The sequence below is a fragment of the Vibrio sp. OY15 genome, from assembly GCF_000742455.1.
In the GTDB taxonomy this organism is placed as follows: domain Bacteria; phylum Pseudomonadota; class Gammaproteobacteria; order Enterobacterales; family Vibrionaceae; genus Vibrio; species Vibrio alginolyticus.
In genome coordinates this window covers 1-26,585 of the sequence record NZ_JPIL01000013.1, presented here as the reverse complement: position 1 = coordinate 26,585, position 26,585 = coordinate 1, and the positions used below count along the sequence as shown (strand labels likewise).

Below are 26,585 nucleotides of genomic sequence, written 5' to 3'. Positions count from 1 at the left end.
AGCCACTTTAGAGGTTTATATATAATGCAAGTTACTGTTGAAACGCTAGAGGGCCTAGAGCGCCGTCTAAACATTACTGTTCCAGCTGCAAACATCGAAGACGCTGTAACAGCTGAACTACGCAACATCGCTAAAAACCGTCGTTTCGATGGTTTCCGTAAGGGTAAAGTGCCTCTAAAAATGGTTGCTAAGATGTACGGCAAAGCAGTACGTCAAGACGTTCTTGGTGAAGTAATGCAACGCCACTTCATCGAAGCTATCGTTAAAGAGAAAATCAACCCAGCTGGCGCTCCAACTTTCGCTCCTGTAGAGAACAAAGAAGGTTCAGACCTAGTTTTCACTGCAACTTTTGAAGTTTACCCAGAAGTTGAGCTTAAAGGCCTAGAGAGCATCACTGTTGAAAAACCATTAACAGAAGTTAAAGATGCAGACGTAGAAGAGATGATCGATACTCTACGTAAGCAACAAGCAACTTGGGTTGAAGTTGAAGAAGCAGCAGAAGATGGCAAACGCGTAAGCATCGACTTCGTTGGTTCTATCGACGGTGAAGAGTTCGAAGGCGGTAAAGCTGAGAACTTCCCTCTAGAAATGGGTGCTGGTCGCATGATCCCTGGTTTCGAAGACGGTATCGCAGGTAAAACTGCTGGTATAGAATTCGACATCGACGTGACTTTCCCAGAAGATTACCACGCTGAAAACCTAAAAGGTAAAGCAGCTAAGTTCGCAATCAAAGTGAACAAAGTTGAAGCTCGTGAACTTCCAGAACTAAACGACGAGTTCGTTGCTAAGTTCGGTGTTGTTGAAGGTGGTGTTGAAGCACTTAAAGCTGAAGTTCGTAAGAACATGGAACGCGAACTTAAGCAAGCTGTTAAGAACCGCATCAAAGAGCAAGCGATTGACGGTCTAGTTGAGCAAAACGACATCAACGTACCATCAGCGCTTATCGAGCAAGAAATCCAAGTTCTACGTCAACAAGCTGCACAACGCTTCGGTGGTAACCCAGAAGCTGCTGCTCAGCTTCCACGTGAACTGTTCGAAGAACAAGCTAAACGTCGCGTAGTTGTTGGTCTTCTACTAGGTGAGGTAATCAAATCTGAAGAGCTAAAAGCGGACGACGAGAAAGTTAAAGCTCTAATCGAAGAAATGGCTACTGCATACGAAGATCCATCAGAAGTTATTGCTTACTACGAGCAAAACGAAGAAATGATGAACAACATGCGCAACGTAGCTCTAGAAGAGCAAGCAATCGACGCGATCATCGCTAAAGCACAGGTTTCTGAGAAAGAAGTAGGCTTCAACGAGCTACTTAACCAACAACAACCTGCTGCTTAATAAGCAATATCTTGCGTAGAAGGTTGACTTAACGTTAACTATTCTGCTAACAATGGTCCGTATGATAGTCATCATCCGGGCCATTTATTTTAGGGACATAAGAATATGAGCTACCAAGAAAAAAATGCAATGTCGCCAATTATGGACGCGCTAGTACCAATGGTGGTTGAACAAACTTCCCGAGGCGAACGCTCTTACGACATCTACTCACGTCTGCTGAAAGAGCGCGTGATTTTTTTAACGGGTCAAGTGGAAGACCACATGGCAAACCTTGTCGTGGCTCAGCTACTTTTCCTAGAATCTGAAAATCCAGATAAAGATATTTTCCTATACATCAACTCGCCAGGCGGCAGCGTAACAGCTGGTATGTCTATTTACGATACCATGCAGTTCATTAAGCCAAATGTCAGCACTGTGTGTATGGGTCAAGCATGTTCAATGGGTGCCTTCCTGCTTGCAGGTGGTGCGCCAGGTAAGCGTTACGTACTGCCTAACTCTCGTGTAATGATCCACCAACCATTGGGTGGTTTCCAGGGTCAAGCTTCTGATATCCAAATCCATGCTCAGGAAATCCTGACGATTAAACAGAAGCTAAACAAGTTGTTAGCAGAACATACAGGCCAACCTCTTGAAGTCATTGAGCGCGATACTGATCGTGATAACTTCATGTCATCAGAGCAGGCTGTGGAATACGGTATCGTGGATGCAGTGTTAAGCCACCGTGGCGAGTAATTAGCCAGCGCATTTTGGCAAAAATTGATATACACTCATTCATGAAGAGTAAAGGCTAAGAGGTTAGCGAATGACAGATAAAAGCAAAGAAAGTGGCAGCGGTAAATTGCTGTACTGTTCTTTCTGCGGCAAAAGTCAGCACGAAGTTCGCAAGCTAATCGCAGGTCCGTCAGTGTACATTTGCGACGAGTGTGTCGACTTATGTAACGATATTATTCGCGAAGAAATCAAGGATGTTCTCCCTAAGAAAGAATCTGAAGCGTTACCAACGCCAAAACAGATCCGTGAACACCTTGATGACTATGTGATCGGGCAAGATTACGCGAAAAAAGTGCTCGCAGTTGCGGTATATAACCACTACAAGCGTTTACGCAATGGTGATACAACGAGCGAAGGTGTGGAGCTTGGTAAGAGTAACATCCTTCTAATTGGTCCTACAGGTAGCGGTAAAACACTACTTGCGGAGACATTAGCTCGATTCTTGGATGTGCCATTTACAATGGCAGACGCGACGACACTAACCGAAGCCGGTTACGTAGGTGAAGACGTTGAAAACATCATCCAAAAGCTTCTGCAAAAATGTGATTACGATGTAGCTAAAGCGGAACGCGGCATCGTTTACATTGATGAAATTGATAAGATTTCACGCAAAGCTGAAAACCCATCTATTACGCGTGACGTATCTGGTGAAGGTGTTCAGCAGGCGCTACTAAAACTTATCGAAGGTACGGTTGCATCGGTTCCACCTCAAGGTGGTCGTAAGCATCCTCAGCAAGAATTCCTACAAGTGGACACATCTAAGATCCTGTTCATCTGTGGTGGTGCTTTTGCTGGCTTAGACAAAGTGATTGAGCAGCGTGTTGCAACAGGTACAGGTATTGGCTTTGGTGCTGAAGTTCGTTCGAAGAATGAATCGAAGACAGTAGGTGAGCTATTTACTCAAGTTGAACCTGAAGACTTAGTGAAGTACGGCCTCATTCCAGAATTCATTGGTCGTCTACCTGTAACAACAACACTGACTGAGCTTGATGAAGAAGCGTTGATTCAGATCCTATGTGAACCGAAGAACGCACTGACCAAGCAATATGCAGCATTGTTTGAGCTAGAAAACGCCGAACTTGAATTCCGTGAAGATGCGCTGCGCGCTATCGCGAAAAAAGCAATGGAGCGTAAAACAGGTGCTCGTGGCTTACGCTCGATTCTTGAAGGCGTGCTACTTGAAACCATGTACGAATTACCATCTGCAACAGACGTTAGTAAAGTCGTGATTGATGAGTCCGTCATTAATGGCGAGTCAGATCCACTGCTTATTTACAGTAACGCAGACAATCAGGCAGCTGGAGCAGAGTAAATTCAGCCATAATGAAAAAGGAGGTAAGTAATTACCTCCTTTTTTTATTTCTCTTATTGAATCCAAACAATTAGCCCCCATATACTGCCTTAAGTAATACGTTAAACGTGAAAGCGGAAGAGAGAATTATATGAACTTGGAACGTTCCGAGCGTATCGAGATCCCGGTACTACCTCTACGTGACGTAGTGGTCTACCCACACATGGTTATTCCATTGTTTGTTGGTCGTGAGAAATCGATTAGCTGTCTAGAAACGGCGATGGAAACCAACAAACAAGTTCTTCTTGTGGCACAAAAGCAAGCGGACACTGACGAGCCTACGGTTGACGACCTATTTGACGTAGGTACGGTAGCCACCATTCTCCAGCTCTTGAAGCTTCCGGATGGCACAGTAAAAGTATTGGTCGAAGGCCAGCAGCGAGCAAAAATCAATCACTTTAAAGAGAGTGACTTCTTCCTAGCGGAAGCTGAATTTGTTGTTACGCCAGAATTGGATGAGCGTGAGCAAGAAGTGATTGTTCGCAGCGCGATTAATCAGTTTGAAGGGTTCATTAAGCTAAACAAGAAGATTCCACCAGAAGTGCTAACGTCACTTAATGGTATCGACGAAGCCGCACGCTTAGCGGATACCATTGCGGCTCATATGCCGTTAAAGTTGGTGGATAAGCAGCAAGTGCTTGAAATTGTTGACGTCACTGAGCGTCTGGAATTCCTGATGGGCCAGATGGAATCAGAGATCGACTTGCTGCAAGTTGAAAAACGAATTCGTGGTCGCGTTAAAAAGCAAATGGAAAAATCTCAGCGTGAGTATTATCTGAATGAGCAAATGAAAGCGATTCAGAAAGAACTTGGTGAGATGGAAGACGCACCAGACGAGTTCGAAACGCTACAGAAGAAGATTGACGAATCAAAAATGCCTCAAGAGGCACGTGAAAAGACAGAGCAAGAGCTGCAAAAGCTCAAGATGATGTCTCCAATGTCTGCTGAAGCAACAGTGGTTCGTAGCTACATCGATTGGATGGTCAGCGTTCCTTGGGCTAAGCGCTCAAAAGTTAAGAAAAACTTAGCGAAAGCAGAAGAGGTTCTTAATGAAGATCACTACGGTCTAGAACGCGTCAAAGAACGTATCCTTGAATACTTGGCGGTTCAAAACCGTATCAACAAGCTAAAAGGTCCTATCCTTTGTCTTGTTGGTCCTCCTGGTGTCGGTAAAACATCTCTTGGTCGTTCAATTGCTTCAGCTACAGGCCGTAAGTATGTTCGTATGGCGTTGGGTGGTGTGCGTGATGAAGCGGAAATTCGTGGTCACCGTCGTACTTATATCGGCTCATTACCAGGCAAATTGATCCAGAAGATGTCGAAGGTTGGTGTGAAGAACCCGCTGTTCTTATTGGACGAAATCGACAAAATGTCTTCCGATATGCGTGGTGATCCAGCATCGGCTCTGCTAGAAGTACTTGATCCTGAACAGAATAACTCGTTCAACGATCACTACCTAGAAGTGGATTACGATCTCTCTGACGTTATGTTTGTTGCGACATCGAACTCGATGAACATCCCGGGTCCATTGTTAGACCGTATGGAAGTTATTCGTTTATCTGGTTACACCGAAGACGAGAAGCTGAACATTGCAAAACGTCACCTTGTTGATAAACAAGTGAAGCGTAATGGCTTGAAAGCGGATGAAATCGTCATTGAAGATTCTGCGATTATTGGCATCATTCGTTACTACACGCGTGAAGCGGGTGTCCGTAACTTAGAGCGTGAGATTTCTAAGATCTGCCGTAAAGCGGTGAAGAACATCTTGCTGGATAAGGACATCAAGTCAGTAACGGTAACGATGGACAACCTAAAAGAGTACTTAGGTGTTCAACGTTTCGATTACGGTAAAGCGGATGAAAGTAACCGAATTGGTCAAGTAACTGGCCTAGCTTGGACAGAAGTGGGTGGCGATCTATTAACGATTGAAACTCAATCAATGCCAGGTAAAGGTAAGCTGACACAAACGGGTTCTCTTGGTGATGTGATGCAAGAGTCTATCCAAGCAGCAATGACAGTGGTTCGCTCTCGTGCAGAAAAGCTAGGTATCAATACTGACTTCTACGAGAAGAAAGATATTCACGTACACGTCCCGGAAGGCGCGACACCAAAAGATGGCCCAAGTGCGGGTACAGCAATGTGTACAGCATTGGTTTCTTCTCTAACAGGCAACCCTGTGAAAGCAGAAGTAGCGATGACGGGTGAAATCACACTGCGTGGTGAGGTTCTACCTATCGGCGGCCTAAAAGAGAAGTTACTTGCGGCACACCGTGGTGGCATTAAGACAGTGCTAATTCCAAAAGATAACGAGCGTGATTTGGAAGAGATTCCTGATAATGTTATCGCGGATCTGGAAGTTATCCCTGTACAGTGGATTGATGAAGTACTGAAAGTCGCACTAGAGCGAGACCCGACGGGCGTTGAGTTTGAGTCTCAAAAATAGTGATGTGTAGCAAAAATAAGTAAAAGTTTACGCTGATAAGCCCAAAAAGGCTTGTCAGCGTTTTTTTTGGGCGCTAAGTTAGTTTCGATAGCTGCTAGCCCTTGATGAATAAGGGGTGGAGCATATTTTCTTAACAATGGAACGAAAGTCATCACAAAAATAATCACAGATGACACAAAGGGGAAATTACAGTGAATAAAACTCAGTTAGTAGAACAAATCGCAGAAAATGCAGATATTTCTAAAGCGTCAGCGGGTCGTGCTCTAGATGCATTCATCGAAGCAGTAAGCGGAACTCTTCAATCTGGTGATCAAGTCGCTCTAGTTGGCTTTGGTACATTCAGCGTTCGTACTCGTGCTGCACGTACTGGTCGTAACCCAAAAACTGGTGAAGAAATCCAAATCGCAGAAGCAAAAGTACCAGCTTTCAAAGCTGGTAAAGCACTGAAAGACGCTTGTAACTAATCACGGCGTTATTTCTGTAACCGGCCATTTGCTTAACTTTTGCTCAAACAATAAGTTTCGAACAAAAATTTACAAACTTCGAGCCGAACTTTCTTAAATTATGCGCATCATACTGATGCGCATTTCTTTTTCTGATATTATTGCGCCATTATTTCTATTAGATAGAAGCAGTAGGCTTCAATTGTGGAGAGCAGTTAAATTATGATGGATCGACTACGCGAAGGCGTGAATAGCATCGCGGTCAAAATTATCCTTGGACTTATCATCCTGTCTTTCGTATTTGCAGGTGTAGGTAGCTACATCGTTGGTGGTAGCAACAACTCTGCAGCGAAAGTCGGTAACACTGAGATTCCTCGTGGTGAGTTCGAGATGGCATACCAAAATGAGCGTAACCGTATGCAAGCTCAGTTGGGTGACTACTTCTCTCAAATGCTGGCTGACCCTGCATATGTTGAATCTTTCCGCAAATCCGTTTTAGATCGAATGATCAATGACGTGTTGCTTGACCAACAAGCTGAAGCTTTGGGTCTGCGAATCAGCGACACTCAAGTGCGTAGCATGATTCTAGACATGCCTCAGTTCCAATCTAATGGTCAGTTTGATCAAGAGATCTATCAAGCTTCTTTGCGTCGTGCAGGCTTTTCGCCAGACTCTTTTGCTGAGTACATGCGTCGTGAATTGGTTCGTGAGCAACTGCTGAATGCGCTACAAAACAGTGAATTTATTCTGCCGGGTGAAGTACAAGCAGAAGGCAAGCTGTTCACTCAAACTCGTGATATTCGCACGATTCAGATCGACTTAGCGGAGTTTGCGAAAAATATTGAATTGACCGACGAAGAAATTCAAGAGTACTACAAAGCAAACCCAGACAACTTTACACGCCCAGAGCAGGTTAAAGTCTCTTACATCGAACTGTCAGCTGAAGCGCTAAAGGAACAAGTTAATGTTTCTGATGCTGAGGTGAAAAAGTACTACGACGAGCACTTAAACAAATACTCTTCAGAAGAGCAACGACGTGTCGCTCACATTCTTGTAGAAGGGGACGATGAAGCAAAAGCGCAAGCTATCCTAGATGAGCTAAACGCGGGTGCAGATTTTGCGACGCTTGCTCAAGAGAAATCTGACGATTTTGGCAGCGCTGAAAACGGTGGTGACCTAGGTTGGATTGAGCGTGATGTGATGGACCCTGCTTTTGAAGAAGCGGCATTCGCACTGAAGAATCCTGGCGATACGTCGGGTCTAGTAAAGTCGGACTTTGGCTATCACATTATCAAGCTTGAAGAGCTAAAAGATTCTGTGGCGAAGCCATTTGAAGAAGTCGCTGCTGAAATCAAACAAGAGATGGTCGACCAACAAGCGATCGATCAATTCTACGAGTTGCAAAATGAGCTTGAGCGCGTAGCGTTTGAATACCCAGACTCATTGTATGATGCTTCTCAAGCGGTTAACCAAGAAGTGAAGACAACGGACTTTATTTCTCAGGTTGATGCACCTGAAGTGCTTCGTAGCCCTGCGGTAATGCAAGCTATCCTAAGCCCTGAAGTTAAAGAAGATGGCCTAAACTCTGAAGCTATCGAAGTTGCGCCTGAGCATATTATCGTTGTTCGTGTTGAAGATGCGCGTGACGAGACAGTTCTTCCACTAGAAGAAGTGAAAGATCAGGTTGTTGCAGAGCTATCTCGTGTTAAAGGTGAGCAAGAAGCGATGGAGCTTGGAACACAAGTCGTTGCGGCATTGAAAGAAGGTAAGACGAACGTGCTTGCTGAAAACAATCTTGCCTTTGGTGAACAAGAGACAGTAGATCGTCGTTCTCCGTTGGCAACAACGGTATTCGCGATGGCAAAACCAGTCGATGGTAAACCAGTATACGGTCAGTCTAAAGATCTTGAAGGTAACATCATTATCATCGAGCTTGATGCTGTAAACGCAGAGCTAGATAGTGAGTTAGAAGATCAAGTTGCGATGCAAATGCAGCGTGCATCTTCTCAGCAAGACTTATCATCTGTACTAGCCGTACTGCGTGCAAATACTGACATTGAGTACTTTGTTGTGAGCAACTAAGCACAATTAGTGTAATTTGTATGTTGAATAAAACGGACCGCATAAGCGGTCCGTTTTATTTTTGTCTTTATGAACTTCAATCATCAATAGGCATTACTTAAATTAGTGCGCGTTTAAGTGATAGCGGCCGTTGTGAATTCCGGGTCATCTCAGTTTGTTAAATGCATAACCATATTGCTTTCCATTGCAAACTTGATAGTGACTCGCTCTCGACGACTGTTTTTAGCCTACTATTTTGGAGATTGTATGTTCAATATGAAATGGATTTTGACATTGTGCTTATTTGTTTTTGCACCTTTTAGCATGGCTGCGGATTCAGCCACTGACAAATATGAAGGAATTGAAATTACTGTAAATATCAACACGGCCACTGCTGAAGAAATTGCGACCATGTTGAAAGGTATAGGTGAGAAGAAAGCGCAGAGTATAGTGGACTACCGCGAGGAGCATGGCCCTTTTAAAACGGCAGCAGATTTGAAGAGCGTAAAAGGCATTGGTGAAGCGACAGTTAAGAAAAACGAAGACCGCATTTTACTGTAGCTTGATGTATCGCAGATATTGAGTCTGAATTCAGAACAATATCTGTTTCCCTATTACTGCTTTCCCGAACCAGCCCCTCTTTCGTGGTTCGGGATTTTTTATCCGAATAAACGACGGCGAAGGCCTTTTTCCAGTAAAGCCATCACTAACCCACCGAGTGCGCCAAACATATGAGCATCAATAGCAACGTTTGCACCGATAAGCTCAGCAGTACTGCTGGATGGGCCATAGACCTGCTCCCATGCTACTTTGGCGATTAGTCCTCCAACTAACAACACACTGCTTCTTCTGCTTTCAAAGACTTCTCTGAGCGCCCAAAATCCAAACAATCCGTGTAATACGCCGGATAAACCCACGTATACCGACATGTTGGTAAACAAATTCAGCGCACCAACACATGCACATAAGATTGAAAAAACGATAAGGAAGTTACGAGTGCTTGGGCGAAAAATAAAAGTAATGATCCACAATCCGGCGAGGTTCATTCCTAAGTGCGCAAAGTTGGTATGTGTGAGATTTCCTGTTACGATTCGCCACCATTCACCATGGCGTATATTGTAGCTGTGCCACTCGGTTAGGCTTGCCATTGGTTCAAATTGAAGTATCAAACAGATCACGCTGATAATACTCAGCAAGGTATAAAGGTTCACTCTATGTCTCGTTATTGTTCTCGTTGTGGAAAATCGCAAAAAGCGTGTATTTGCCAATGGATTGTACCGCTGGCAAGCGAGGTAGAACTTATCATTCTTCAGCACACGAGTGAAGAACATCGTCCGCTTGGTACGGCACGGATTCTCAATTTGAGTTTAGATAACTGTATTTGTTTGATAGGAGAGGACTTTTCTTGTGATGATGCCTTAAATCACTTATTAGCGGATGAGTCATATCAACATTTTGTTCTTTACCCATCAGAAGAGTCACGATGCATTTCTGAAATGACTCAAGCGAGTCATAGTGTATCTAAGAAAATACGTTTGATTTTGCTCGATGGTACGTGGAAAAAAGCGTACAAAATGTGGCAACTCTCAAGCAACTTACATCCACTCCCAACCGTGCAGTTGCCTAAGCAACTACAAGGGCACTACACCATTCGTAAGGCGCCCTCTGAGAATAGCTTATCGACAGTCGAGGCTGGTTATCATTCGCTTCGCTTGCTTGAACCCGAGGGAGACTTTACACCGCTGATGCGTGCGTTTGAAAAGATGATCGAATTCCAAATCGCCCAGATGCCTCCGGGCGTTTTTGAAAAGAATTACTTGAAAGGTTGAGTGTTACTAAAGAACGATGGAAGAGAAAAGTTGGCGGTGTAGCTTTTGCGCGTGACCATCGGTCATTGCAGAAATATAATCGGCGATGACCCTCATTTTATTGCTCTCGCTCTTCGCCTGACACCACAGATCTCTTGTATGAACGGGTAGTAATCGCTCTGGGTCTGCTGTTAACGCTTCAAAAATATCCATAATAATTTGCTGACCCTTATACTCAACGATCTGGACCTGCGGGACTTGGATAACGAAGGTGCTGACAAAGTGCTTGAGTACGTCAAGTGCACGTGCCATCTGTGGTTCTAAACACGCATTCCAAGACAGTAACGGGTTATTAAACGGCTCATCCACCGTTTTGATTGAAATGCTGGTCAGTAGCGCGTTAACCATACCACCGATAGCATCTTTCCGCTCATGGTGCTTACCGCTAAATAGCATCTGTCCGATGGAATCGATATGAGCTTCAAACCACGAGTCGCCACAGTCCGCTAATTGACTTGCTGCGCCTTCTTGCCATTGCTGACGTGTCACCATACCAAGTACGATTGCATCTTCTAAATCATGAACACCGTAGGCGATATCATCTGCTAGCTCCATGATTGAGCAATCGAGTGATTTAAAACGCGTTTTACTGTGCTCAAACTCCGATTCTGGCGTTGAACGCATCAGACTAAGCAATGCCTTGTCGTTGTCAGAAAGCGGTGCAATTACCCAATCAAATAAGTCTTTATCACAATCATAAATGCCTTTAGCTGGGCTCCAATCTTTTGCTTTTAGTTTACGTTGATGCTCGGCTGGTTGAGGCAACTTGACGGAGCGTGTTTGACTAATGAGGGCAGGGTACTTAATCAAACCAAGCAGTGTGCGGCGTGATAAATTCATTCCGAAATGCTCAGTATAAGGCTCTAACTTAGTGACGATACGAAAGGTTTGGGCGTTCCCCTCGAAGCCGCCATGTTCGCGCATTACGTAGTTTAGAGCGACTTCTCCCCCATGACCGTATGGAGGATGCCCGATGTCGTGAGCCAAACATAATGAATCAATTAAGCTGTCTGATGGTAATAGATCGCGGAACTCTGGCTGTTTTTTCTTTAACTGGGCGACGATACCGGTCCCTAGTTGCGACGCTTCTAAGGAGTGTGTTAACCGACTGCGGTGAAAGTCTTCCAAGCTATTACCGTGTACTTGGGTTTTTGCTTGTAGGCGTCGAAATGCAGCCGAGTGAAGAATGCGCGCTCGGTCTCGTTGGTACGGGCTCCGATGGTCGTCTCGACGGATTTTATGCTCATCATCATGGCGCTCTTGCCATTGCGGGTGTAATTCAAACGACACGATTATCTCCGTAAGCTAACTGATTTCATCTAACGATAATTCGAAACTTGGGGCAAAGGTATTGAGAAAGTAATCCATTTCAGGCGTTCTGCGTTCTTGCAAAGTGACGTCTAAGCGTTTTTTTGCCAGAGCGAACTCATGGTTGCCGGCGCTTAGTTCTTCGAGACATTTTAAATAGGCACAGATGGAATCGGCTTGCTTAACGATTTTTGCGTCCTCTTCATGTGCAGAGTGAGAAAGAAGATAGGGGGCAAAATCATCGTGGAACTCTTCCGGTAACATGGAGAGTAATTTTTGTTCCGCTGCCGATTCTATCTTCTTATATTCTTTGGCAATTTCAGGATTGTAATACTTCACTGGAGTTGGAAGATCACCCGTTAATACTTCGCTGGAGTCATGGTACATGGCAAGAATAGCGATGCGTTCTGGATTAAGGTTGCCGCCGAACTTTTTGTTTTTAATGAGGGCAAGGGCATGAGCGACAAAAGCAACTTGTAAGCTATGCTCTGAAACGTTTTCTGGTGAGACGGACCGCATTAAAGGCCAGCGTTGGATCAGCTTCATTCGAGCCAGGTGGGCGAAAAAATGGCTTTCTTTCATGGCTTTCTCCGTTTCTGGTGTAAAAAAGGAACTCACTAGGAGTTCCTCTAAGCATATGAGAGATCAGCACTAATTACTACCAGTGATTCATTACTGGCTGTAGGTTGATAGGAATCTTTCAAAACGTCCAATGGCGATTTCTAAATCTTCAACGTGCGGTAGTGTCACGATGCGGAAGTGGTCTGGTTTTGGCCAGTTAAAACCGGAACCTTGCACCAGTAAGACCTTCTCTTGTTTTAAGAAATCTAAAACCATCTGCTGATCGTTCTTGATGTTGTACATTTTAGTGTCGATTTTCGGGAAGAGGTACATCGCACCCTTAGGTTTAACACAAGAAACACCAGGAATCTGATTGATCAGTTCATACGCTCGGTTGCGCTGCTCTAATAAGCGTCCGCCTGGTAAAATCAGTTCATTGATACTCTGGTATCCACCTAACGCGGTTTGAATGGCATGTTGCATTGGTACGTTTGCACATAAACGCATCGATGAAAGCAGCTCCAAGCCATTCACGTATCCTTGAGCTAGATGTTTAGGCCCCGTTAGGAACATCCAGCCACCACGGAAACCACAAACACGGTAGGCTTTTGAAAGGCCATTGAATGTCATGACTAGCACGTCTTCAGTGAGTGTAGCGACTGAGGTATGTGTTGCACCGTCGTACAACACTTTGTCGTAGATCTCATCTGCGAAAATGATCAGTTTGTGCTGGCGTGCTATCTCAATCACTTCAAGTAGGAAGTCACGGCTGTATACCGCACCTGTCGGGTTGTTCGGGTTGATCAGAACAATGCCACGTGTCTTTGGTGTGATTTTCTTTTTGATGTCTTCAAGGTCTGGGTACCAGTCAGCTTCTTCATCACATAGATAATGAACCGGCTTACCACCAGATAGTGCAACTGAAGCTGTCCATAACGGATAGTCTGGTGCTGGGATCAGCATTTCGTCGCCATTGTTTAATAGCGCTTGCATGGCCATTACGATCAACTCAGACACGCCGTTACCTACATACACATCTTCGACATCTAGCGAGCGTATACCTTTACGCTGATAGTGTTGGACCACAGCTTTACGAGCAGAGTAAATACCTTTGGAATCACAATAGCCTTGAGAAGTCGGCAGATTACGAATCACGTCGACTAAAATCTCATCAGGGGCGTCAAAACCAAATGGGGCAGGGTTACCAATGTTTAGCTTTAGGATTTTATGCCCTTCTTCCTCCATGCGCTTAGCATGTTTGAGTACAGGACCTCTAATGTCGTAGCAGACATTGTCGAGTTTTGACGACATCCCGATATTTTGCATTGTTTAATTCCTAAAAATTCGTTAATTTCTTTATTAAAATACAATAATTTGTTTTTTATTAGAATATATATCTGTAAATAATCTGTCTGCTGGTTAAGTTTTGCTCGCTTGCTATCACAGGATTTTGCAAAAGATCGCATACGACCTTGATTTGCTTTGGGTCTAAACTTAGAGTAGCCGTCAGTTACCATTTATCCTCACATACAACGAGGTTGATTTGTCACAGTTCCATCAAGCCGTAAAGAGAATTATCGAGCGAGTTCAGCAATCGGAAGGCAATCAAACACGTCTGGTCGAGCCCCTTAGCGAGAAACCCAATTTCTCATTTATTGATTGGCTTGATGCACAACCACTTTTCCCTAAGTTTTATTGGCAGTCCCGCGATACACGTGAAGAGGTCGTTGCACTAGGGCAATTGCACGCTTTTGTTGAGCCAGGTCCTGCTTATACCATTCTAGGTGAAGGGCAAAGAGTTTGGGGCGGGCGCTCTTTTGATGGGCAGCATGAGAAGAATCGCCGCTGTATGCCTTCTTTTTTCTTTTTGCCTCAAATTGAGTTAATTCGTTTTGACCAACAGTGGTCTCTCGCAGTTAATATTTCAGAAGACAAAGCGCGAACTCTAGCTGGGTTGAATAAACTGGTTTGTGAGGTCGCAACCTTAGCTCCAATTTCGTCTCACATCCGCTCTATTGTTCATACGCCAAGTCAGCCTCAATGGAATGAGTTAGTTCATAAGGTTCTGACTGGTATAGAGAATGATGATTTTAAGAAAGTGGTTTTAGCGCGTCGCTCTACCGTGCAGCTTGATAACACATTAAGTGCTGCACAGCTACTTAAAGCAAGTTACTTAAATAACCATCATAGCTTCCATTTCATGCTGAGCTTAGACAGTAAGCACAGTTTTATGGGGTCTACGCCAGAACGTTTGTATTCTCGCGTAGGGCATGAGCTACATACCGAAGCGTTAGCAGGTACGATTGGTCGGGGGGACAATGCCACTCAAGATATGGAGTTGGCGAATTGGTTATCCCAAGACCAAAAGAACCTCAACGAAAACCAGTATGTGGTGGACGACATCATTGATCGTCTATCACCGCATTCTGAAATGGTTGAAGTGGAAGCTGAACCGAGTTTGGTCAGACTACGAAAAGTGCAGCACCTTAAGCGAAATATTCACGCTAGTCTAAGAGCGGGGATAAATGGTGTTCAGTTGTTATCGGCGCTTCAGCCAACAGCGGCGGTTGCTGGCTTACCCCGACAAGAGTCGATGCAATTTATACTGGATAATGAGCCGTTTGCACGCGGCTGGTACGCAGGCTCTATGGGTTACATTAGCCATGAGCGTGCAGAGTTTTGTGTCGCAATCAGAAGTGCGCTTGTGCTCGGTGAGCAAGTACAACTGTTTGCGGGCGCAGGGATTGTTCCAGGCTCCATTGCAGAACATGAGTGGGCAGAACTTGATAAGAAAATGTCGACGTTACTTACGCTGATTTCTGATCATCCGCCATTGGGAGTCGCATCATGAGTCATGACCAAGCGGTGCTCAATCGAATTTGGTCAGAAACCATATTGATTGAGCTTCAGCGATTTGGCGTTAAGCATGTTTGTATCGCTCCCGGATCTCGTTCTACGCCTTTGACTTTAGAAGCGGCAGAACAGTCCGACTTTTCCATTCATACTCATTTTGATGAGCGTGGATTGGGCTTTATGGCTCTTGGTTTAGCGAAAGCTACTCAGGAACCCGTGGCAATTATCGTTACCTCTGGTACGGCAGTGGCGAACTTATTACCGTCGGTTGCCGAAGCCAAACTTACTGGTGAAAAACTGGTGCTGCTGACAGCAGATCGTCCAGTAGAACTTGTCGGCTGTGGTGCAAACCAAGCGATAAATCAATTGGGTATTTTTTCACATCATGTTTCGGCCAGTTTGAATTTACCAAGCCCAAATTTAGCAACGTCGCTTAACTGGTTGCTGACCTCTGTTGACGAAGTGATGTTTACTCAGCAATTGCAGGGTAGTGCCGTTCATATTAATTGTGCATTTCCAGAGCCTTTGTATTCCAACGGCGCAAAAGCGGATTATCAAACCTACTTAGATTCGGTCGCCGGATGGCGAAAAGGAAGCGGCACTTATACTCAGCGTTTTAGCCATTTGTCACAGGCGAACATCCCGCCTTTTTCAGACAAAAAAGGCTTGGTTGTGATTGGCAGCTTACCGCTTGAACAAGCGAAGTCGGCGCAGGCATTTGCACAAAAGATGGGATGGCCAGTACTTGCAGACCCGCAAAGTGGTCTCAGTTCGGATTGGGCGTATTACGATGTATGGCTTCAACTTCCCGAGTTCGCAAACGAGCTTGAATCTTGTGAACTTATTATCCAATTTGGTAGCCGAATCATCTCCAAACGTTTGAACCAATGGATTGATAAACAAGTATCGAAAAATCAACAAAGTAAAGACGTTCAGTATTGGTATGTCTCACCTTGTATGGACCGGAATAACCAAAATCATCTGGCGCAAATGCACTGGGTTGAGCCTCCTAAAACGTGGGTTTCTCGCATTAGTTTTGAGAAGTCAATATTTGCTGGGTGGGCTGATAGGTTAGCGAATGACGTTAAGCGAGTTCATCAACGTATCGCAGAAGCCTTCCTATCTGATTCAGCGTCTGCCATTGACGAAATTGCGTTGGCAGCAGACATCAACGAGCGCACAAAAAACGTAGATGTTTTCTTGGGTAATAGCTTGTTTGTTCGGCTTGTTGATATGTACGGAAAATTGGATGGTGTAGAGGTTTTCACTAATCGAGGCGCGTCAGGGATTGACGGTTTGTTTGCTGCGGCATCAGGCGTGCAACGGGCAAGAGGTAATCCGTTACTAATGTATATCGGTGACACAGCAGCACTTTATGATCTCAATTCTCTGGCGCTATTTTCTCACAATAAACTGCCGGCGATACTTGTTGTTACTAATAATGACGGCGGTGCGATTTTTGATATGTTGCCAGTACCACCAGAGCGCAGAACGACATATTATCAAATGCCTCATGGTTATCAGTTTGAACACGCGGCAAAGCAGTTTGGTTTGGCGTATTTGCATGTTTCTACACTGGAGCAATTCCAATCATCTGTAAAAGAGCATTTATGTCACGGCCAAGGAACGTTGCTGGTCGAGGTTCAAACCCCATCTAACCAAGCTGCTGAGACACTCAAGGCATTTAATAAGAGTCTGAATGCTTTACTTTGAACGTTTCCCTGTATTAGAAAAACACCAAAGTAGAACGTTGCCCACTTTGGTGTTTTTGCATGGCTTACTCGGTAGCGGTGCCGATTGGCTCGCGTGTTTAAATGCATTACCCGAATATGAACGTGTTACGGTTGACCTCCCTGGTCATGGGCATAGCCAATCTATTTCTTGCAGCGATCTGAATGATTGCTGCAAACTTCTTGGTTCCACACTATCTTTATTATTTCCCTCACAACAACCACTTATTTTGATTGGTTACTCTATGGGCGGCCGCATTGCGATGCATGGTATTGCCCATCAATGCTTTCCAGATCTCAATATTGCAGGCGCGATTATTGAAGGGGGAAACTTCGGGCTTCAAACTGAGTCAGAGAAACAGGTGAGATTAGAGAATGATGCTCGCTGGGCAATGCGTTTCAAAACTGAACCACTTGAACGTGTTTTGAACGATTGGTACCAACAAGCGGTGTTTTCTTCACTAAACCATGAGCAAAGACAAACATTCATTGCGAAGCGAAGTGATAATCTTGGCTCAGCGGTGGCGAATATGTTGATGGCGACATCGTTAGCCAAACAGGCATATTTGTTGCCCTCACTGCAAAAGCAGAACATACCAGTGTATTACTTGTGTGGTGAGAAAGACCAAAAATTTAGCCAACTGGCACAACGTAGCGGGTTGGCGTATCGACAAGTTGAAGGCGCTGGTCATAACGTCCATCAAGAGCAGCCCAAACAGTTTGCGATACATACCAAGCAAATAATTCAGTCTCACTTTGGTGAGAGTAACGAGAACAATGGGAATCACCATGGCTAAAACAGTAGGCATTTCTGAAGAAGAACTTTACGCTCCGGTTCAATGGAAAGATTGCGGCGAGAAATACGAGGACATTCATTACCATAAGTCTGAAGATGGTATCGCGAAAATCACCATTGCGCGTCCTCAAGTGCGTAATGCGTTTCGTCCTCAAACGGTAAAAGAGATGATTGATGCGTTGGCAGATGCGCGTTACGACTCTGGTGTTGGCGTGATCATTCTGACAGGTCTAGGTGAAGACGCATTCTGTTCTGGCGGTGACCAGAAGATCCGTGGCGACTACGGCGGCTACAAAGATGACCAAGGTACGCACCACCTAAACGTATTGGACTTCCAACGTGATATTCGTACTTGTCCAAAACCAGTGATCGCATCGGTAGCTGGTTGGGCTGTTGGCGGTGGTCATGTACTGCATATGATGTGTGATCTAACAATTGCAGCTGACAACGCTCAATTTGGTCAAACAGGCCCTAAAGTGGGTTCATTTGACGGCGGTTGGGGCGCATCTTATATGGCTCGTATCGTAGGCCAAAAGAAAGCTCGCGAAATTTGGTTCCTATGTCGTTTCTACAATGCTCAAGAAGCGGTAGACATGGGCCTAGTAAACACAGTTGTACCACTAGCGGATCTAGAGAAAGAAACCGTTCGTTGGTGTCGTGAAGTACTACAGCACAGCCCAATGGCATTGCGCTGCCTGAAAGCTGCATTAAACGCAGATTGTGATGGTCAAGCGGGTCTGCAAGAGCTAGCGGGTAACGCAACGATGATGTTCTACATGACTGATGAAGGCCAAGAAGGTCGTAATGCCTTTAACGAGAAGCGTCGCCCAGACTTCGATAAATTCCCTCGCAACCCATAATCCGTCTAAATGAGGAGCGTGTTAGCTCCTCTGTTCCTTTTTTCCTGAGCGCCTCGCCCTCTGGGAGGCTGGTGGGATTGCTCGTCAGAACGCTCAAATATACGGCATTACATAGGACTTGAATTATGCGTGAAGCGAAAATTTATCGTTATAGCTTGCCCATGGATAGTGGTGTCATCCTACGTGACAACAAGCTAACCGAACGTGTTGGTTATGTTGTTGCGCTTTCCGAAGATGGTAAAACAGGGCTTGGAGAAGTCGCTCCTCTTCCTGGTTTTAGCTTAGAGAGCACCGAAGATGCGGGTGTTCAGCTACAAGAACAGGCGGAGCGTTGGGTAGCAGAGTTGGATGTGGATTATGCCAAGATGTACCCGTCGGTTGCGTTTGGTTTATCGATGGCACAGCTTGAATTAGCTGGTGGCTTACCACAACAAGGTAAATACCAAACAGCGCCACTATGCACTGGCGACCCAGATGAGCTCATTCCAAAGCTGAACGAAATGGAAGGTAAGAAAGTCGCTAAGGTGAAAGTTGGACTTTATGAGCCAATTCGCGATGGCATGCTTGTGAACCTTTTTCTTGAATCAATCCCTCAATTAACGCTTCGACTCGATGCCAATCGCGCTTGGACACCAGAAAAAGCGCAGCAGTTCGCTAAGTACATTGCTCCGTCTCTGCGTCAACGAATCACGTTTCTAGAAGAGCCGTGCCGCTCTCCTGGCGATAGTCTCTCTTTTGCGATTAATACTGGTATTGCTATCGCTTGGGATGAAACATTGCAAGATGCGGTTCGTCGTGAAGATTTCCGTCTTGAAGATCTAACTGGTGTGAAAACGATCATCATCAAACCCACACTCATTGGTTCAGTGGATTTTTGTATTACACTGATAGAGAAAGCGAAGTCACTGGGGATGAAAGCAGTGATTAGCTCGAGCATTGAATCCAGTCTCGGTTTAACTCAATTAGCGCGCTTTGCCCAATGGCAGCTGCCTGATGAAGTTCCAGGTTTGGATACGATTGGCTTACTCAAAGCTCAGCTAGAGCAGGGCTGGCCTAAGTGTGAACTTCCCGTTCTTCCTCTAAAAGACCAGGAGATTGTGTGGCATTCTGCGTAGACAATATTGCGAAGGCACCATGGAAATATTGGGCTCAAACGAGCCCTTTTTCTATTGCACTCAAGACATCAACAGAAGTATTAAACTGGCAACAACTCTCGAAGCGTATTGACCAATACACTCACTATTTGAATGACTTGGGTGTAACTCGGGGGGATGTGCTGACTTTGGTTGGCAAGAACCAAGTAGAAACACTGTTGTTTTATCTTGCCTCCAAACAGTTAGGTGCGCTCGCTGCGCTGACCATGGAACAACCACTAGATAAGTTGCAGGGTAAGCTTGCTACACTTTACAGGCCTGATCAAACTCGGTTTATCTGGTTTTCTCAGGAGTGCGCTTCGACCTTTTCTGAACATGATATACAAAAACTCAAGGCAACATTGCTTTCATCGCCTGTAGTATCACAGCAAGAGAGTGATTCGTTGACTGAAGATAGCTATCATCATGACCGGCTCGCTTCAGTAGTATTTACTTCTGGCTCTACAGGGGAGCCTAAAGCTGTGGTTCATACACATCGACAGCATCTTGCGTCTGCAGAGGGCTTGTTGCAGGAGTTCATTTTCACTCAGCAAGATGCTTGGCTATTATCGCTTCCGCTGTATCACGTCTCTGGATTGGCGATTGTCTATCGTTGGCTATATGTCGGAGCAACACTAAAAGTCGGTTCAGGGAAACTTGTTGATGATGTTCAGGGCGTATCACACGCTTCTTTGGTTGCGACTCAGCTCAAACGGTTATTGGATGATGATGCACATTTGTCATTGACACATGTGCTACTGGGCGGCAGCCACGTTGATCACGAGTTGGCACTACGAGCAACAGGGCAAGGCATTGAGACATGGTTAGGTTATGGGATGACGGAGGCGGCCTCTACCGTTACCGCAAAGAGAATTGACAGTACCAGTAATGCTGGGCATGTATTGGAGCACCGTAAGATAAAATTAGTTGACCAACGCATTTTTGTTGGCGGTAAGACATTAGCGGCAGGGTATTTCCATCAAGGACATGTTACCCCATTTCTGGATGAGAAAGGCTGGTTTGACAGCAAGGATCTTGGCGAGTGGCAAGGTGATGAATTAAAGATAATCGGCCGTGCCGACAATCAGTTTATCTCTGGTGGTGAGAATATCCATTGTGAAGAGATTGAAGCCGCTTTGAACCAAATTGATGGTGTAGTGCAGAGTATAGTGGTTCCAGTCGAAGACGCGGAGTTTGGTCATAGACCAGTAGCTGTGATTCAGACCAATGGATTGCGCAGCAAGTCGGAGTATGACCAGCACTTGCAATCAAAGTTAGAGAAGTTTAAATGGCCAGTGGGATACCATGTAATGCCAGAAACTCTACTAGAAGGTGGGATCAAAATTTCACGTAAGGCCGTGAAAGAGTGGCTGTTGTCATCACTTCAGCATTAGTCAATTTTGCTATGTATTAGTCATAAAGAGAATTTCGTATCCTTATAACTCTGAATCATAATTATGCTTCTTCGTGGAGAGAAAATGCATAAGGTTCAGGATGGCAAAGCTAGTTTTAATTGCGGCAGTAGCACTACAAATTGGTATCGCGATAAGTAGTGAAGGGCTAGCCCGCTCTCTTGCAGAGCTAACGGCATTTTTGGTCGCTATTGCGTTGGTCGTTATATACAAAAATAGCAAACGGGAAATACCGTCCCCTCAACGCGATAAGCAGACCACCAATATCTAAAACAGTAACCAACTCAGAGAAGTGGTCGAAATTAACACCCACAGAGTCACACCAAACAACAGTGGCTTAGCTCCAGCAGACTTTAGTTTTGAAATTGAAATGCTGCAACCTATCAAGAACAGACATACAACCAACGCTTGCTTTGCTCCAATGAAAATGCCGTGATAGACCATTTCAAATTGAGGAAAGAAGTCGCTAAACGCGATAGCTGCACAGTACCAAAAAATGAAATAAGGGATAGCTAGTTTTTTCTTTCCATTCTCTTTTTGGCCTCTTGAAAAGATGATGGCACTGATCAAAGCAACAGGAATGATCCATAAAGCGCGCGCGAGTTTCAATGTTGTTGCCGTCGTTAGTGCTTCTTCCCCATAGGCCGAGGCAGCCCCGACAACAGAAGATGTGTCATGAATGGCAATCGCAGCCCATGTGCCAAACGTGTGTTGATCTAGCCCTAAAGCATGTCCAATCACAGGAAACACAAAGAGTGCAATGGAGTTCAGGACAAACACTGTTGCCAGTGCTAATCCAATCTGCTCGTCTTTCGCTTTAATCGCAGGTGCCACAGCAGCAATTGCGCTACCACCACAAATTGCAGTACCTGATGAGATTAAGTAAGCGGTTACTCGCTCCAATTTAAGTACCCTGGCAATGAGAGTACCCATGATCAGTGTGCCTGTAATAGTGGCGATGATCAGGCCGATACCATCCGATGTGACTGCAAGTGCTTGCTCAAAGTTGATGCCAAAGCCTAAGCCAATAATCGAGTAAGACAGCAGCTTTTTAGTAAAAGAAGCGATGGGCAGCTCGGAAGGCACAAAACCAAAACTTGCGAGTAGAAAACCGATAACTAGAGCAATGGGAGAGGAGGCAAAGGGGGTTAAACAAAAAAGTAACGCCAATCCAAACAGGAGGTAGTTTCTATTCAAGGTTTTTATTCGCTGTTGTGAATGAAAGGGAGAGTATATCGCACTGGGTGTGGTCAGTTTGTCTTAATGATTTGAACACATGTTCAGTTATCCTAAACATGTGTTCAAGTGTATTTATCGCCAGTCGCCTCTAAGTTGATGCACTTTATCGAACATTGTTTTTGCCGTTGCTTCATTTGGTGGCACCGGTTGTCCTGCCTCAATTTCTAGCTTTGACCAAAATCGAGTCGGTAAGCCACAGCATGCGCGACCTTTTGCGCGGCTGAAATAGCTTCCCCATAAGCCTTTAAGTGCAACAGGTATGACGGGTACTGGGCTACGACGTAGAATGATATCAATACCGCGCATGAATTCATTCATTTCACCATCTGAAGTTAATCTTCCTTCAGGGAAAATACAGACGATATGACCTTCGCTTAGCGCAGCTTCCACATCGTTAAATGCACGTCTGATAGAGCTTCTGTTACTCGCTGAAATTGGAATTACCCCAGTTCGACGTAAAAAGCGCCTTAAAGGAGGTAGGTTGGCGTAATCTTCCTCCATCACAAAACGAATCAACCTTGGGCATACGGCACTAAGTAGCAATGCATCCATGTAGCTTACATGATTACATACAATCAATGCCCCACCATGCTCGGGTAGGTTGTGTAGATTCTTATGCTTAACTCGATAGATGGTGTGCGTAAGCATCCACATGACAAAGCGAACTACAAAAATAGGAATTTGCAAAAAGATGTAAGCGGCGACTAAGAAATTTAAAACGGCTAACAATGCAAACAGCTGAGGAATTGTCATCTTGATTACACTTAGGCACACAATACCTAAGACAGCGCTGCCGACCATAAACAGAGAGTTAAAAATGTTGAGCCCTGCGATGACTTGAGCACGTTCGGTTTCCTTTGCTCGATGCTGCATTAATGCGTAAAGAGGCACGATAAACAAACCGCCCGAAGCGCCAATCATCAATAGGTAGAAAAATAATGGCCAAAAAGGCTCATATCTAAAGAAGTCTACAAAGTTATGGAAAGTAGGTAGATCATTGGGAATGGAAGTGGCCATTAGGTACCCAAATACCGTAATGCCAAAGGCACCAATTGGCACAATACCGACTTCGATACGATGGTTTGAGATCCAATTGCAAAGTAGCGACCCTAGCGCGATACCAATGGAAAATAGAGCGAGCAAGAAAGACACCGCACTCTCGGTGCCATTTAGGTAAATCTTAGTGAAATTCGGAAATTGTGTTAGATATGCGGCGCCTAAAAACCAAAACCAGCTTATTGCCATTATGCATTGAAAAACAACTCGATCGGATTTGGCGATAGAGAGCGTGTGTTTGGTTTGCTTGTATGGTTGCCAACGAAAAGAGAGATTGGGCGCGCTGGCTGCAGCAAAGGGGATTGAGCGGCTCGACAAGTAGCCTAACAATGCGAAGATCACGACACAAAATGCGGCGAGGTATTTTGCGTTGTCTGCAGAGGCTATAATCCCAGCGCCTAAGGTGCCAATAAGGATGGCGATAAAGGTACCAGCTTCAACAAGAGCATTGCCGGGCACTAACTCTTTAGCATTTAACTTTTGAGGCAAAAGGGCATATTTAACTGGGCCAAAAAATGCTGACTGTGTGCCCATTAAAAACAGTAGCAATAAAAGCACACCATAACTTTCGGTTATGAATCCGATGGCACCTAACAGCATGATGGCTATTTCAAATAGTTTGACCTTACGAATAAACCATGACTTTTCATATTTGTCGGCTAATACGCCAGCGGAAGCAGAGAACAGAAAGAACGGTAGAATGAACAAGCCTGCCGCAAGGTTGATGAACAAATTGCTCGAAATAGGCAGTGCACTGGAGCCAGCGAATGCGACAAACAACAGCAAAACGTTTTTAAAAATATTGTCGTTGAAAGCGCCAAAAAATTGAGTAATGAAATAGGGCAGGAATTTTCTCTGCGTAAGTAAGGACGGCTGTCTGTCGGATGACATGTATAATCCTTTGTTACCAGTTCGTGAGGTAGTTGGAAAGAAGATTACTGATCAACTCTTTGCCATCAATCGGTTCACTAGAGAAAAACTTATCATCGACACTGAGTAAAGTAATGCCATGTACGCCAGACCAAAGGACTCGACTCGCTTGAATCACTTCGGATTCAGTACGATGTGGTGCGATTTGAGCCAATAGTGACTCTAGCATTCCCGTCATACCATCGATACGTTTGGCATGCCATTCCGGAAGTTCTGCTCCATTCATGTTGTGTTCGAACACTAACTGCCAACGGTATGGGTGTTTTTGAGCAAAATCGTGGTAGCAATAAGCGAGTTCAAAAAGCGCTTGATGGGAGTCTTTGCTGTCATTAGTCGCTTTGCGTGCTTCTTGAGATAACTCATCTAAAGTTTGAGCGACAACATGAAGCAACAACAAATTATAATTACCAAAAACATTTACCAATGTGCTTGGCACGTAACCAATCATGTTAGCGATTTTACGAAGACTGAGTTCGTGGTAAGAATTCTCATCTAAAAAGTTTTTGACCGTTGTTAACGTCAAATTCACTAACTCTTCTCGGGTGTGATCGTTTCTGCGCGCCATACTCTCAAACTACTTTATTGAACATCGTTCAATATGATAGTCAGCTACCTATTAACCGTCAACAAGGCAATGTGTCCAAGTGCCCTCAAGGTGTAGGATTCTGAGCTGTGTCACTGATTCTAATTCAAGTAAAACAATCTGGAGTATTAGTGAACTTATTCCATACTTTTTTTTACATTGATCAAGCGCCTTCAGCTGAATTGTAAGCAGTGTGAGCAGTCTGCATTTTTGGCAATATTCTGATACATGTCAGCTTCTATAAGCTATTTTCATCAATCGGTATACAGAGTATGATGACTTAAAAATCATCTTTGGCGTGCTACTGTTTGAAACAACGATTGTTTCGTCTTGAAAATGGGGCACTATCTTAGATAGCTAACTTTAAGGATAACGATGAAACGTTTATTTTCTATTGTTGCTTTATTGATGTTTACTGTTGCTGTAACGCCTATCGCGGAAGCGAAGAAGTTTGGTGGCAGTAAGTCTTTCGGTAAGAGCTACAAAACCGCACCAGCACCGAAACAACAGCAACAAAACACCAATACGGTCGGCAAAGATCAGACGACAAAGTCTTCAAGTAAGAAAGGCCTTATGGGTGGTCTGCTAGGCGGACTTCTTGCTGGTGGTCTACTTGCTGCATTCTTTGGCGGTGCTTTTGAAGGTATCCAGTTTATGGATATCCTAATTATTGGTTTGATTGCCTTTGTCATCTTTAAACTAATGCGCGGTATGCTAGGTGCGAAGCAGGGCAGTATGAACCAGCATCGTCAACAGCCTGCATTTGGTGGCAACGCATCTAAGTTTGAGCAACCAAACATGCAAAACTTTGAGCAACAACCAAACACAAATAATGGTGGCTTTGGTGGTTTTGGCGCTCAAACAGACGTACCACATAACTACCCACCGGGTTTTGACCAAGCAGCGTTCATTAATGGTTCTCGTGAACACTATCGAATCCTGCAAGGTGCGTGGAATCACAACCAGCTAGAAACTATTGAAGAATATGTTTCTCCAAGCTTGTTTGAAGACCTAAAAGCAGAGCGCGCGAAGCTCGACGGTGAGCAGCATACTGACGTAATGTACGTTGATGCGGAGATCGTCCGTGCTGATTACGATGCAAATAAAGCACAGCTTAGTCTGCAGTTTAGCGGTCGTTACCGTGACACAGTAGAAGGTGTTGAAGAAGAAATCGAAGATATCTGGCACCTAGAGCGTGACTTGACTGCGCCTAATGCGCCATGGTTAATCGTTGGTATTCAAGGCTAGTCACCTTTAAACCAATTTAGTCACTAGTAAAAATCCCGCATCCCCTGCGGGATTTTTTGTATCTATCATTTATATTTCTTGTACGTGTTTTTATACAAACATCACTAATTGAGTCCGTTTGGTAATTTTGCGAACCCACTTTTTCTAGTAAGTCCTCAAGTGTTTTCCTAGTTATATTGAACATTCATATTAAGGCCATACGAACTAACAAAATCAAAATAGCTAGTACATTGTTTGTAGGGTAAAGATCTGCTCCTCAGCCTTTTGTTTGTGGAGCTTCACATGGGGTTGGTTGCTTTAGTGAGATTGAGTATAGGTTATACCAATCGTAGTAAATAACTGGTCATTCTAGCTTGTTAAAATACTCGATAACTGCGTTGCAATTTTTGATTGCAGAATAACTACTTATCGAAAAATTGCGCCTTGTTCTCAAGCATTTTCCCTACGCTATTTCTGATCACTTATTTACTGTGATAGGTATTAAATCGAGCAGAGTTTCGGTGAGGAGTGAAAGGTTCGTGGTAGTAGGACTATGCTATCAAGATCCTGAAACGAAAAAAGCCAGCTCAATGAGCTGGCTTCTTCAATATGGTGGAGGGGGACGGAT

Annotated in this window: 23 protein-coding genes; 16 read left to right on the top strand and 7 right to left on the bottom strand. The window is 44.5% G+C overall.

Annotation, left to right across the window (positions count from 1 at the left end; genetic code table 11):
* The first annotated feature begins 24 nt into the window (after nt 1-24).
* From tig to IJ23_RS16785, 7 genes are all read left to right on the top strand, one after another.
* Nucleotides 25-1,332 (top strand): trigger factor, encoded by a 1,308-nt coding sequence (gene tig / locus IJ23_RS16815; protein WP_033906885.1) that lies wholly within the window; start codon nt 25-27, stop codon nt 1,330-1,332.
* A gap of 105 nt (nt 1,333-1,437) precedes the next feature.
* Entirely contained in the window at nt 1,438-2,064 is a 627-nt protein-coding gene (gene clpP / locus IJ23_RS16810) for an ATP-dependent Clp endopeptidase proteolytic subunit ClpP (RefSeq protein WP_005382347.1), read from the top strand.
* A gap of 70 nt (nt 2,065-2,134) precedes the next feature.
* Nucleotides 2,135-3,415, top strand: a complete 1,281-nt coding sequence (gene clpX, locus IJ23_RS16805) for an ATP-dependent protease ATP-binding subunit ClpX (RefSeq protein ID WP_033906884.1) — start codon at nt 2,135-2,137, stop codon at nt 3,413-3,415.
* 130 nt (nt 3,416-3,545) lie between these two features.
* Entirely contained in the window at nt 3,546-5,897 is a 2,352-nt protein-coding gene (gene lon / locus IJ23_RS16800) for an endopeptidase La (RefSeq protein WP_005382343.1), read from the top strand.
* A 191-nt stretch (nt 5,898-6,088) separates the two neighbouring features.
* Nucleotides 6,089-6,361 carry an HU family DNA-binding protein gene (locus tag IJ23_RS16795; protein ID WP_005382341.1) on the top strand — a complete coding sequence of 91 codons (273 nt, stop codon included), beginning with the start codon at nt 6,089-6,091 and terminating at the stop codon, nt 6,359-6,361.
* 201 nt (nt 6,362-6,562) lie between these two features.
* Nucleotides 6,563-8,422, top strand: a complete 1,860-nt coding sequence (gene ppiD / locus IJ23_RS16790; protein WP_005382334.1) for a peptidylprolyl isomerase — start codon at nt 6,563-6,565, stop codon at nt 8,420-8,422.
* A gap of 255 nt (nt 8,423-8,677) precedes the next feature.
* Nucleotides 8,678-8,962: a ComEA family DNA-binding protein gene (locus IJ23_RS16785; RefSeq protein WP_031777211.1), complete on the top strand. Its 285-nt coding sequence runs from the start codon at nt 8,678-8,680 to the stop codon at nt 8,960-8,962.
* 98 nt (nt 8,963-9,060) lie between these two features.
* Here IJ23_RS16785 and rrtA read toward each other — a convergent pair whose 3' ends face one another.
* Nucleotides 9,061-9,612 carry a rhombosortase gene (gene rrtA / locus IJ23_RS16780; protein WP_005382331.1) on the bottom strand — a complete coding sequence of 184 codons (552 nt, stop codon included), beginning with the start codon at nt 9,610-9,612 and terminating at the stop codon, nt 9,061-9,063.
* Between the two features lie 3 nt (nt 9,613-9,615).
* On the opposite strand from rrtA, the gene IJ23_RS16775 reads away from it, so the two are divergent.
* Nucleotides 9,616-10,230, top strand: a complete 615-nt coding sequence (locus IJ23_RS16775; protein WP_033906883.1) for a tRNA-uridine aminocarboxypropyltransferase — start codon at nt 9,616-9,618, stop codon at nt 10,228-10,230.
* A 6-nt stretch (nt 10,231-10,236) separates the two neighbouring features.
* Here IJ23_RS16775 and IJ23_RS16770 read toward each other — a convergent pair whose 3' ends face one another.
* The 3 genes from IJ23_RS16770 to IJ23_RS16760 all read right to left on the bottom strand — a co-directional run bounded on the left by IJ23_RS16770 (nt 10,237) and on the right by IJ23_RS16760 (nt 13,464).
* Nucleotides 10,237-11,559 (bottom strand): anti-phage deoxyguanosine triphosphatase, encoded by a 1,323-nt coding sequence (locus IJ23_RS16770; RefSeq protein WP_033906882.1) that lies wholly within the window; start codon nt 11,557-11,559, stop codon nt 10,237-10,239.
* A gap of 15 nt (nt 11,560-11,574) precedes the next feature.
* On the bottom strand, nt 11,575-12,159 hold the full coding sequence (yfbR, locus tag IJ23_RS16765) for a 5'-deoxynucleotidase (protein WP_017634778.1): 585 nt from the start codon (nt 12,157-12,159) through the stop codon (nt 11,575-11,577).
* Nucleotides 12,160-12,249: 90 nt separating this feature from the next.
* Nucleotides 12,250-13,464 carry a pyridoxal phosphate-dependent aminotransferase gene (locus tag IJ23_RS16760; protein ID WP_005384283.1) on the bottom strand — a complete coding sequence of 405 codons (1,215 nt, stop codon included), beginning with the start codon at nt 13,462-13,464 and terminating at the stop codon, nt 12,250-12,252.
* A 217-nt stretch (nt 13,465-13,681) separates the two neighbouring features.
* Between IJ23_RS16760 and IJ23_RS16755 the strand changes: the two genes are divergently transcribed.
* The 7 genes from IJ23_RS16755 (at nt 13,682) to IJ23_RS16725 (ending at nt 21,193) form a co-directional block, all read left to right on the top strand.
* Nucleotides 13,682-14,989, top strand: a complete 1,308-nt coding sequence (locus IJ23_RS16755; protein ID WP_033906881.1) for an isochorismate synthase — start codon at nt 13,682-13,684, stop codon at nt 14,987-14,989.
* Nucleotides 14,986-16,704 carry a 2-succinyl-5-enolpyruvyl-6-hydroxy-3-cyclohexene-1-carboxylic-acid synthase gene (gene menD, locus IJ23_RS16750; protein ID WP_033906880.1) on the top strand — a complete coding sequence of 573 codons (1,719 nt, stop codon included), beginning with the start codon at nt 14,986-14,988 and terminating at the stop codon, nt 16,702-16,704. Before IJ23_RS16755 ends, menD begins: the two co-directional genes overlap by 4 nt.
* The gene (menH, locus tag IJ23_RS16745) at nt 16,691-17,518 is read left to right on the top strand and encodes a 2-succinyl-6-hydroxy-2,4-cyclohexadiene-1-carboxylate synthase (RefSeq protein WP_033906879.1); all 828 of its coding nucleotides are present in this window, start codon (nt 16,691-16,693) and stop codon (nt 17,516-17,518) included. Before menD ends, menH begins: the two co-directional genes overlap by 14 nt.
* Complete coding sequence (gene menB / locus IJ23_RS16740) at nt 17,511-18,377, top strand: 1,4-dihydroxy-2-naphthoyl-CoA synthase (protein ID WP_005382318.1); 867 nt, start codon at nt 17,511-17,513, stop codon at nt 18,375-18,377. The genes menH and menB overlap by 8 nt, the downstream gene beginning before the upstream one ends.
* A 125-nt stretch (nt 18,378-18,502) precedes the next feature.
* Nucleotides 18,503-19,492 carry an o-succinylbenzoate synthase gene (gene menC, locus IJ23_RS16735; RefSeq protein ID WP_033906878.1) on the top strand — a complete coding sequence of 330 codons (990 nt, stop codon included), beginning with the start codon at nt 18,503-18,505 and terminating at the stop codon, nt 19,490-19,492.
* The gene (gene menE, locus IJ23_RS16730) at nt 19,477-20,904 is read left to right on the top strand and encodes an o-succinylbenzoate--CoA ligase (protein ID WP_033906877.1); all 1,428 of its coding nucleotides are present in this window, start codon (nt 19,477-19,479) and stop codon (nt 20,902-20,904) included. Before menC ends, menE begins: the two co-directional genes overlap by 16 nt.
* Before the next feature lie 100 nt (nt 20,905-21,004).
* Nucleotides 21,005-21,193, top strand: a complete 189-nt coding sequence (locus tag IJ23_RS16725; protein WP_033906876.1) for a hypothetical protein — start codon at nt 21,005-21,007, stop codon at nt 21,191-21,193.
* Here IJ23_RS16725 and IJ23_RS16720 read toward each other — a convergent pair.
* The 3 genes from IJ23_RS16720 to IJ23_RS16710 all read right to left on the bottom strand — a co-directional run bounded on the left by IJ23_RS16720 (nt 21,190) and on the right by IJ23_RS16710 (nt 24,712).
* Nucleotides 21,190-22,119, bottom strand: a complete 930-nt coding sequence (locus IJ23_RS16720; protein ID WP_152560946.1) for a YeiH family protein — start codon at nt 22,117-22,119, stop codon at nt 21,190-21,192. The genes IJ23_RS16725 and IJ23_RS16720 overlap by 4 nt on opposite strands.
* A 114-nt stretch (nt 22,120-22,233) precedes the next feature.
* Nucleotides 22,234-24,108 (bottom strand): MFS transporter, encoded by a 1,875-nt coding sequence (locus tag IJ23_RS16715; protein WP_033906874.1) that lies wholly within the window; start codon nt 24,106-24,108, stop codon nt 22,234-22,236.
* Nucleotides 24,109-24,121: 13 nt separating this feature from the next.
* Nucleotides 24,122-24,712: a TetR/AcrR family transcriptional regulator gene (locus IJ23_RS16710; RefSeq protein WP_005382308.1), complete on the bottom strand. Its 591-nt coding sequence runs from the start codon at nt 24,710-24,712 to the stop codon at nt 24,122-24,124.
* Between the two features lie 393 nt (nt 24,713-25,105).
* On the opposite strand from IJ23_RS16710, the gene IJ23_RS16705 reads away from it, so the two are divergent.
* Nucleotides 25,106-25,978, top strand: coding sequence for a Tim44 domain-containing protein (locus IJ23_RS16705; RefSeq protein WP_005384268.1), 873 nt, complete (start codon nt 25,106-25,108; stop codon nt 25,976-25,978).
* The last annotated feature ends 607 nt before the right edge of the window (nt 25,979-26,585 follow it).

Excerpts from the sequence above, each read along its gene's own strand:
- tig (WP_033906885.1), top strand. The coding sequence starts at position 25 with ATGCAAGTTACTGTTGAAACGCTAGAGGGCCTAGAGCGCCGTCTAAAC.
- clpP (WP_005382347.1), top strand. The coding sequence starts at position 1,438 with ATGAGCTACCAAGAAAAAAATGCAATGTCGCCAATTATGGACGCGCTA.
- clpX (WP_033906884.1), top strand. The coding sequence starts at position 2,135 with ATGACAGATAAAAGCAAAGAAAGTGGCAGCGGTAAATTGCTGTACTGT.
- lon (WP_005382343.1), top strand. The coding sequence starts at position 3,546 with ATGAACTTGGAACGTTCCGAGCGTATCGAGATCCCGGTACTACCTCTA.
- ppiD (WP_005382334.1), top strand. The coding sequence starts at position 6,563 with ATGATGGATCGACTACGCGAAGGCGTGAATAGCATCGCGGTCAAAATT.
- IJ23_RS16785 (WP_031777211.1), top strand. The coding sequence starts at position 8,678 with ATGAAATGGATTTTGACATTGTGCTTATTTGTTTTTGCACCTTTTAGC.
- IJ23_RS16775 (WP_033906883.1), top strand. The coding sequence starts at position 9,616 with ATGTCTCGTTATTGTTCTCGTTGTGGAAAATCGCAAAAAGCGTGTATT.
- yfbR (WP_017634778.1), bottom strand. The coding sequence starts at position 12,159 with ATGAAAGAAAGCCATTTTTTCGCCCACCTGGCTCGAATGAAGCTGATC.
- IJ23_RS16760 (WP_005384283.1), bottom strand. The coding sequence starts at position 13,464 with ATGCAAAATATCGGGATGTCGTCAAAACTCGACAATGTCTGCTACGAC.
- menD (WP_033906880.1), top strand. The coding sequence starts at position 14,986 with ATGAGTCATGACCAAGCGGTGCTCAATCGAATTTGGTCAGAAACCATA.
- menH (WP_033906879.1), top strand. The coding sequence starts at position 16,691 with ATGCTTTACTTTGAACGTTTCCCTGTATTAGAAAAACACCAAAGTAGA.
- menB (WP_005382318.1), top strand. The coding sequence starts at position 17,511 with ATGGCTAAAACAGTAGGCATTTCTGAAGAAGAACTTTACGCTCCGGTT.
- menC (WP_033906878.1), top strand. The coding sequence starts at position 18,503 with ATGCGTGAAGCGAAAATTTATCGTTATAGCTTGCCCATGGATAGTGGT.
- IJ23_RS16725 (WP_033906876.1), top strand. The coding sequence starts at position 21,005 with ATGGCAAAGCTAGTTTTAATTGCGGCAGTAGCACTACAAATTGGTATC.
- IJ23_RS16715 (WP_033906874.1), bottom strand. The coding sequence starts at position 24,108 with ATGTCATCCGACAGACAGCCGTCCTTACTTACGCAGAGAAAATTCCTG.
- IJ23_RS16710 (WP_005382308.1), bottom strand. The coding sequence starts at position 24,712 with ATGGCGCGCAGAAACGATCACACCCGAGAAGAGTTAGTGAATTTGACG.
- IJ23_RS16705 (WP_005384268.1), top strand. The coding sequence starts at position 25,106 with ATGAAACGTTTATTTTCTATTGTTGCTTTATTGATGTTTACTGTTGCT.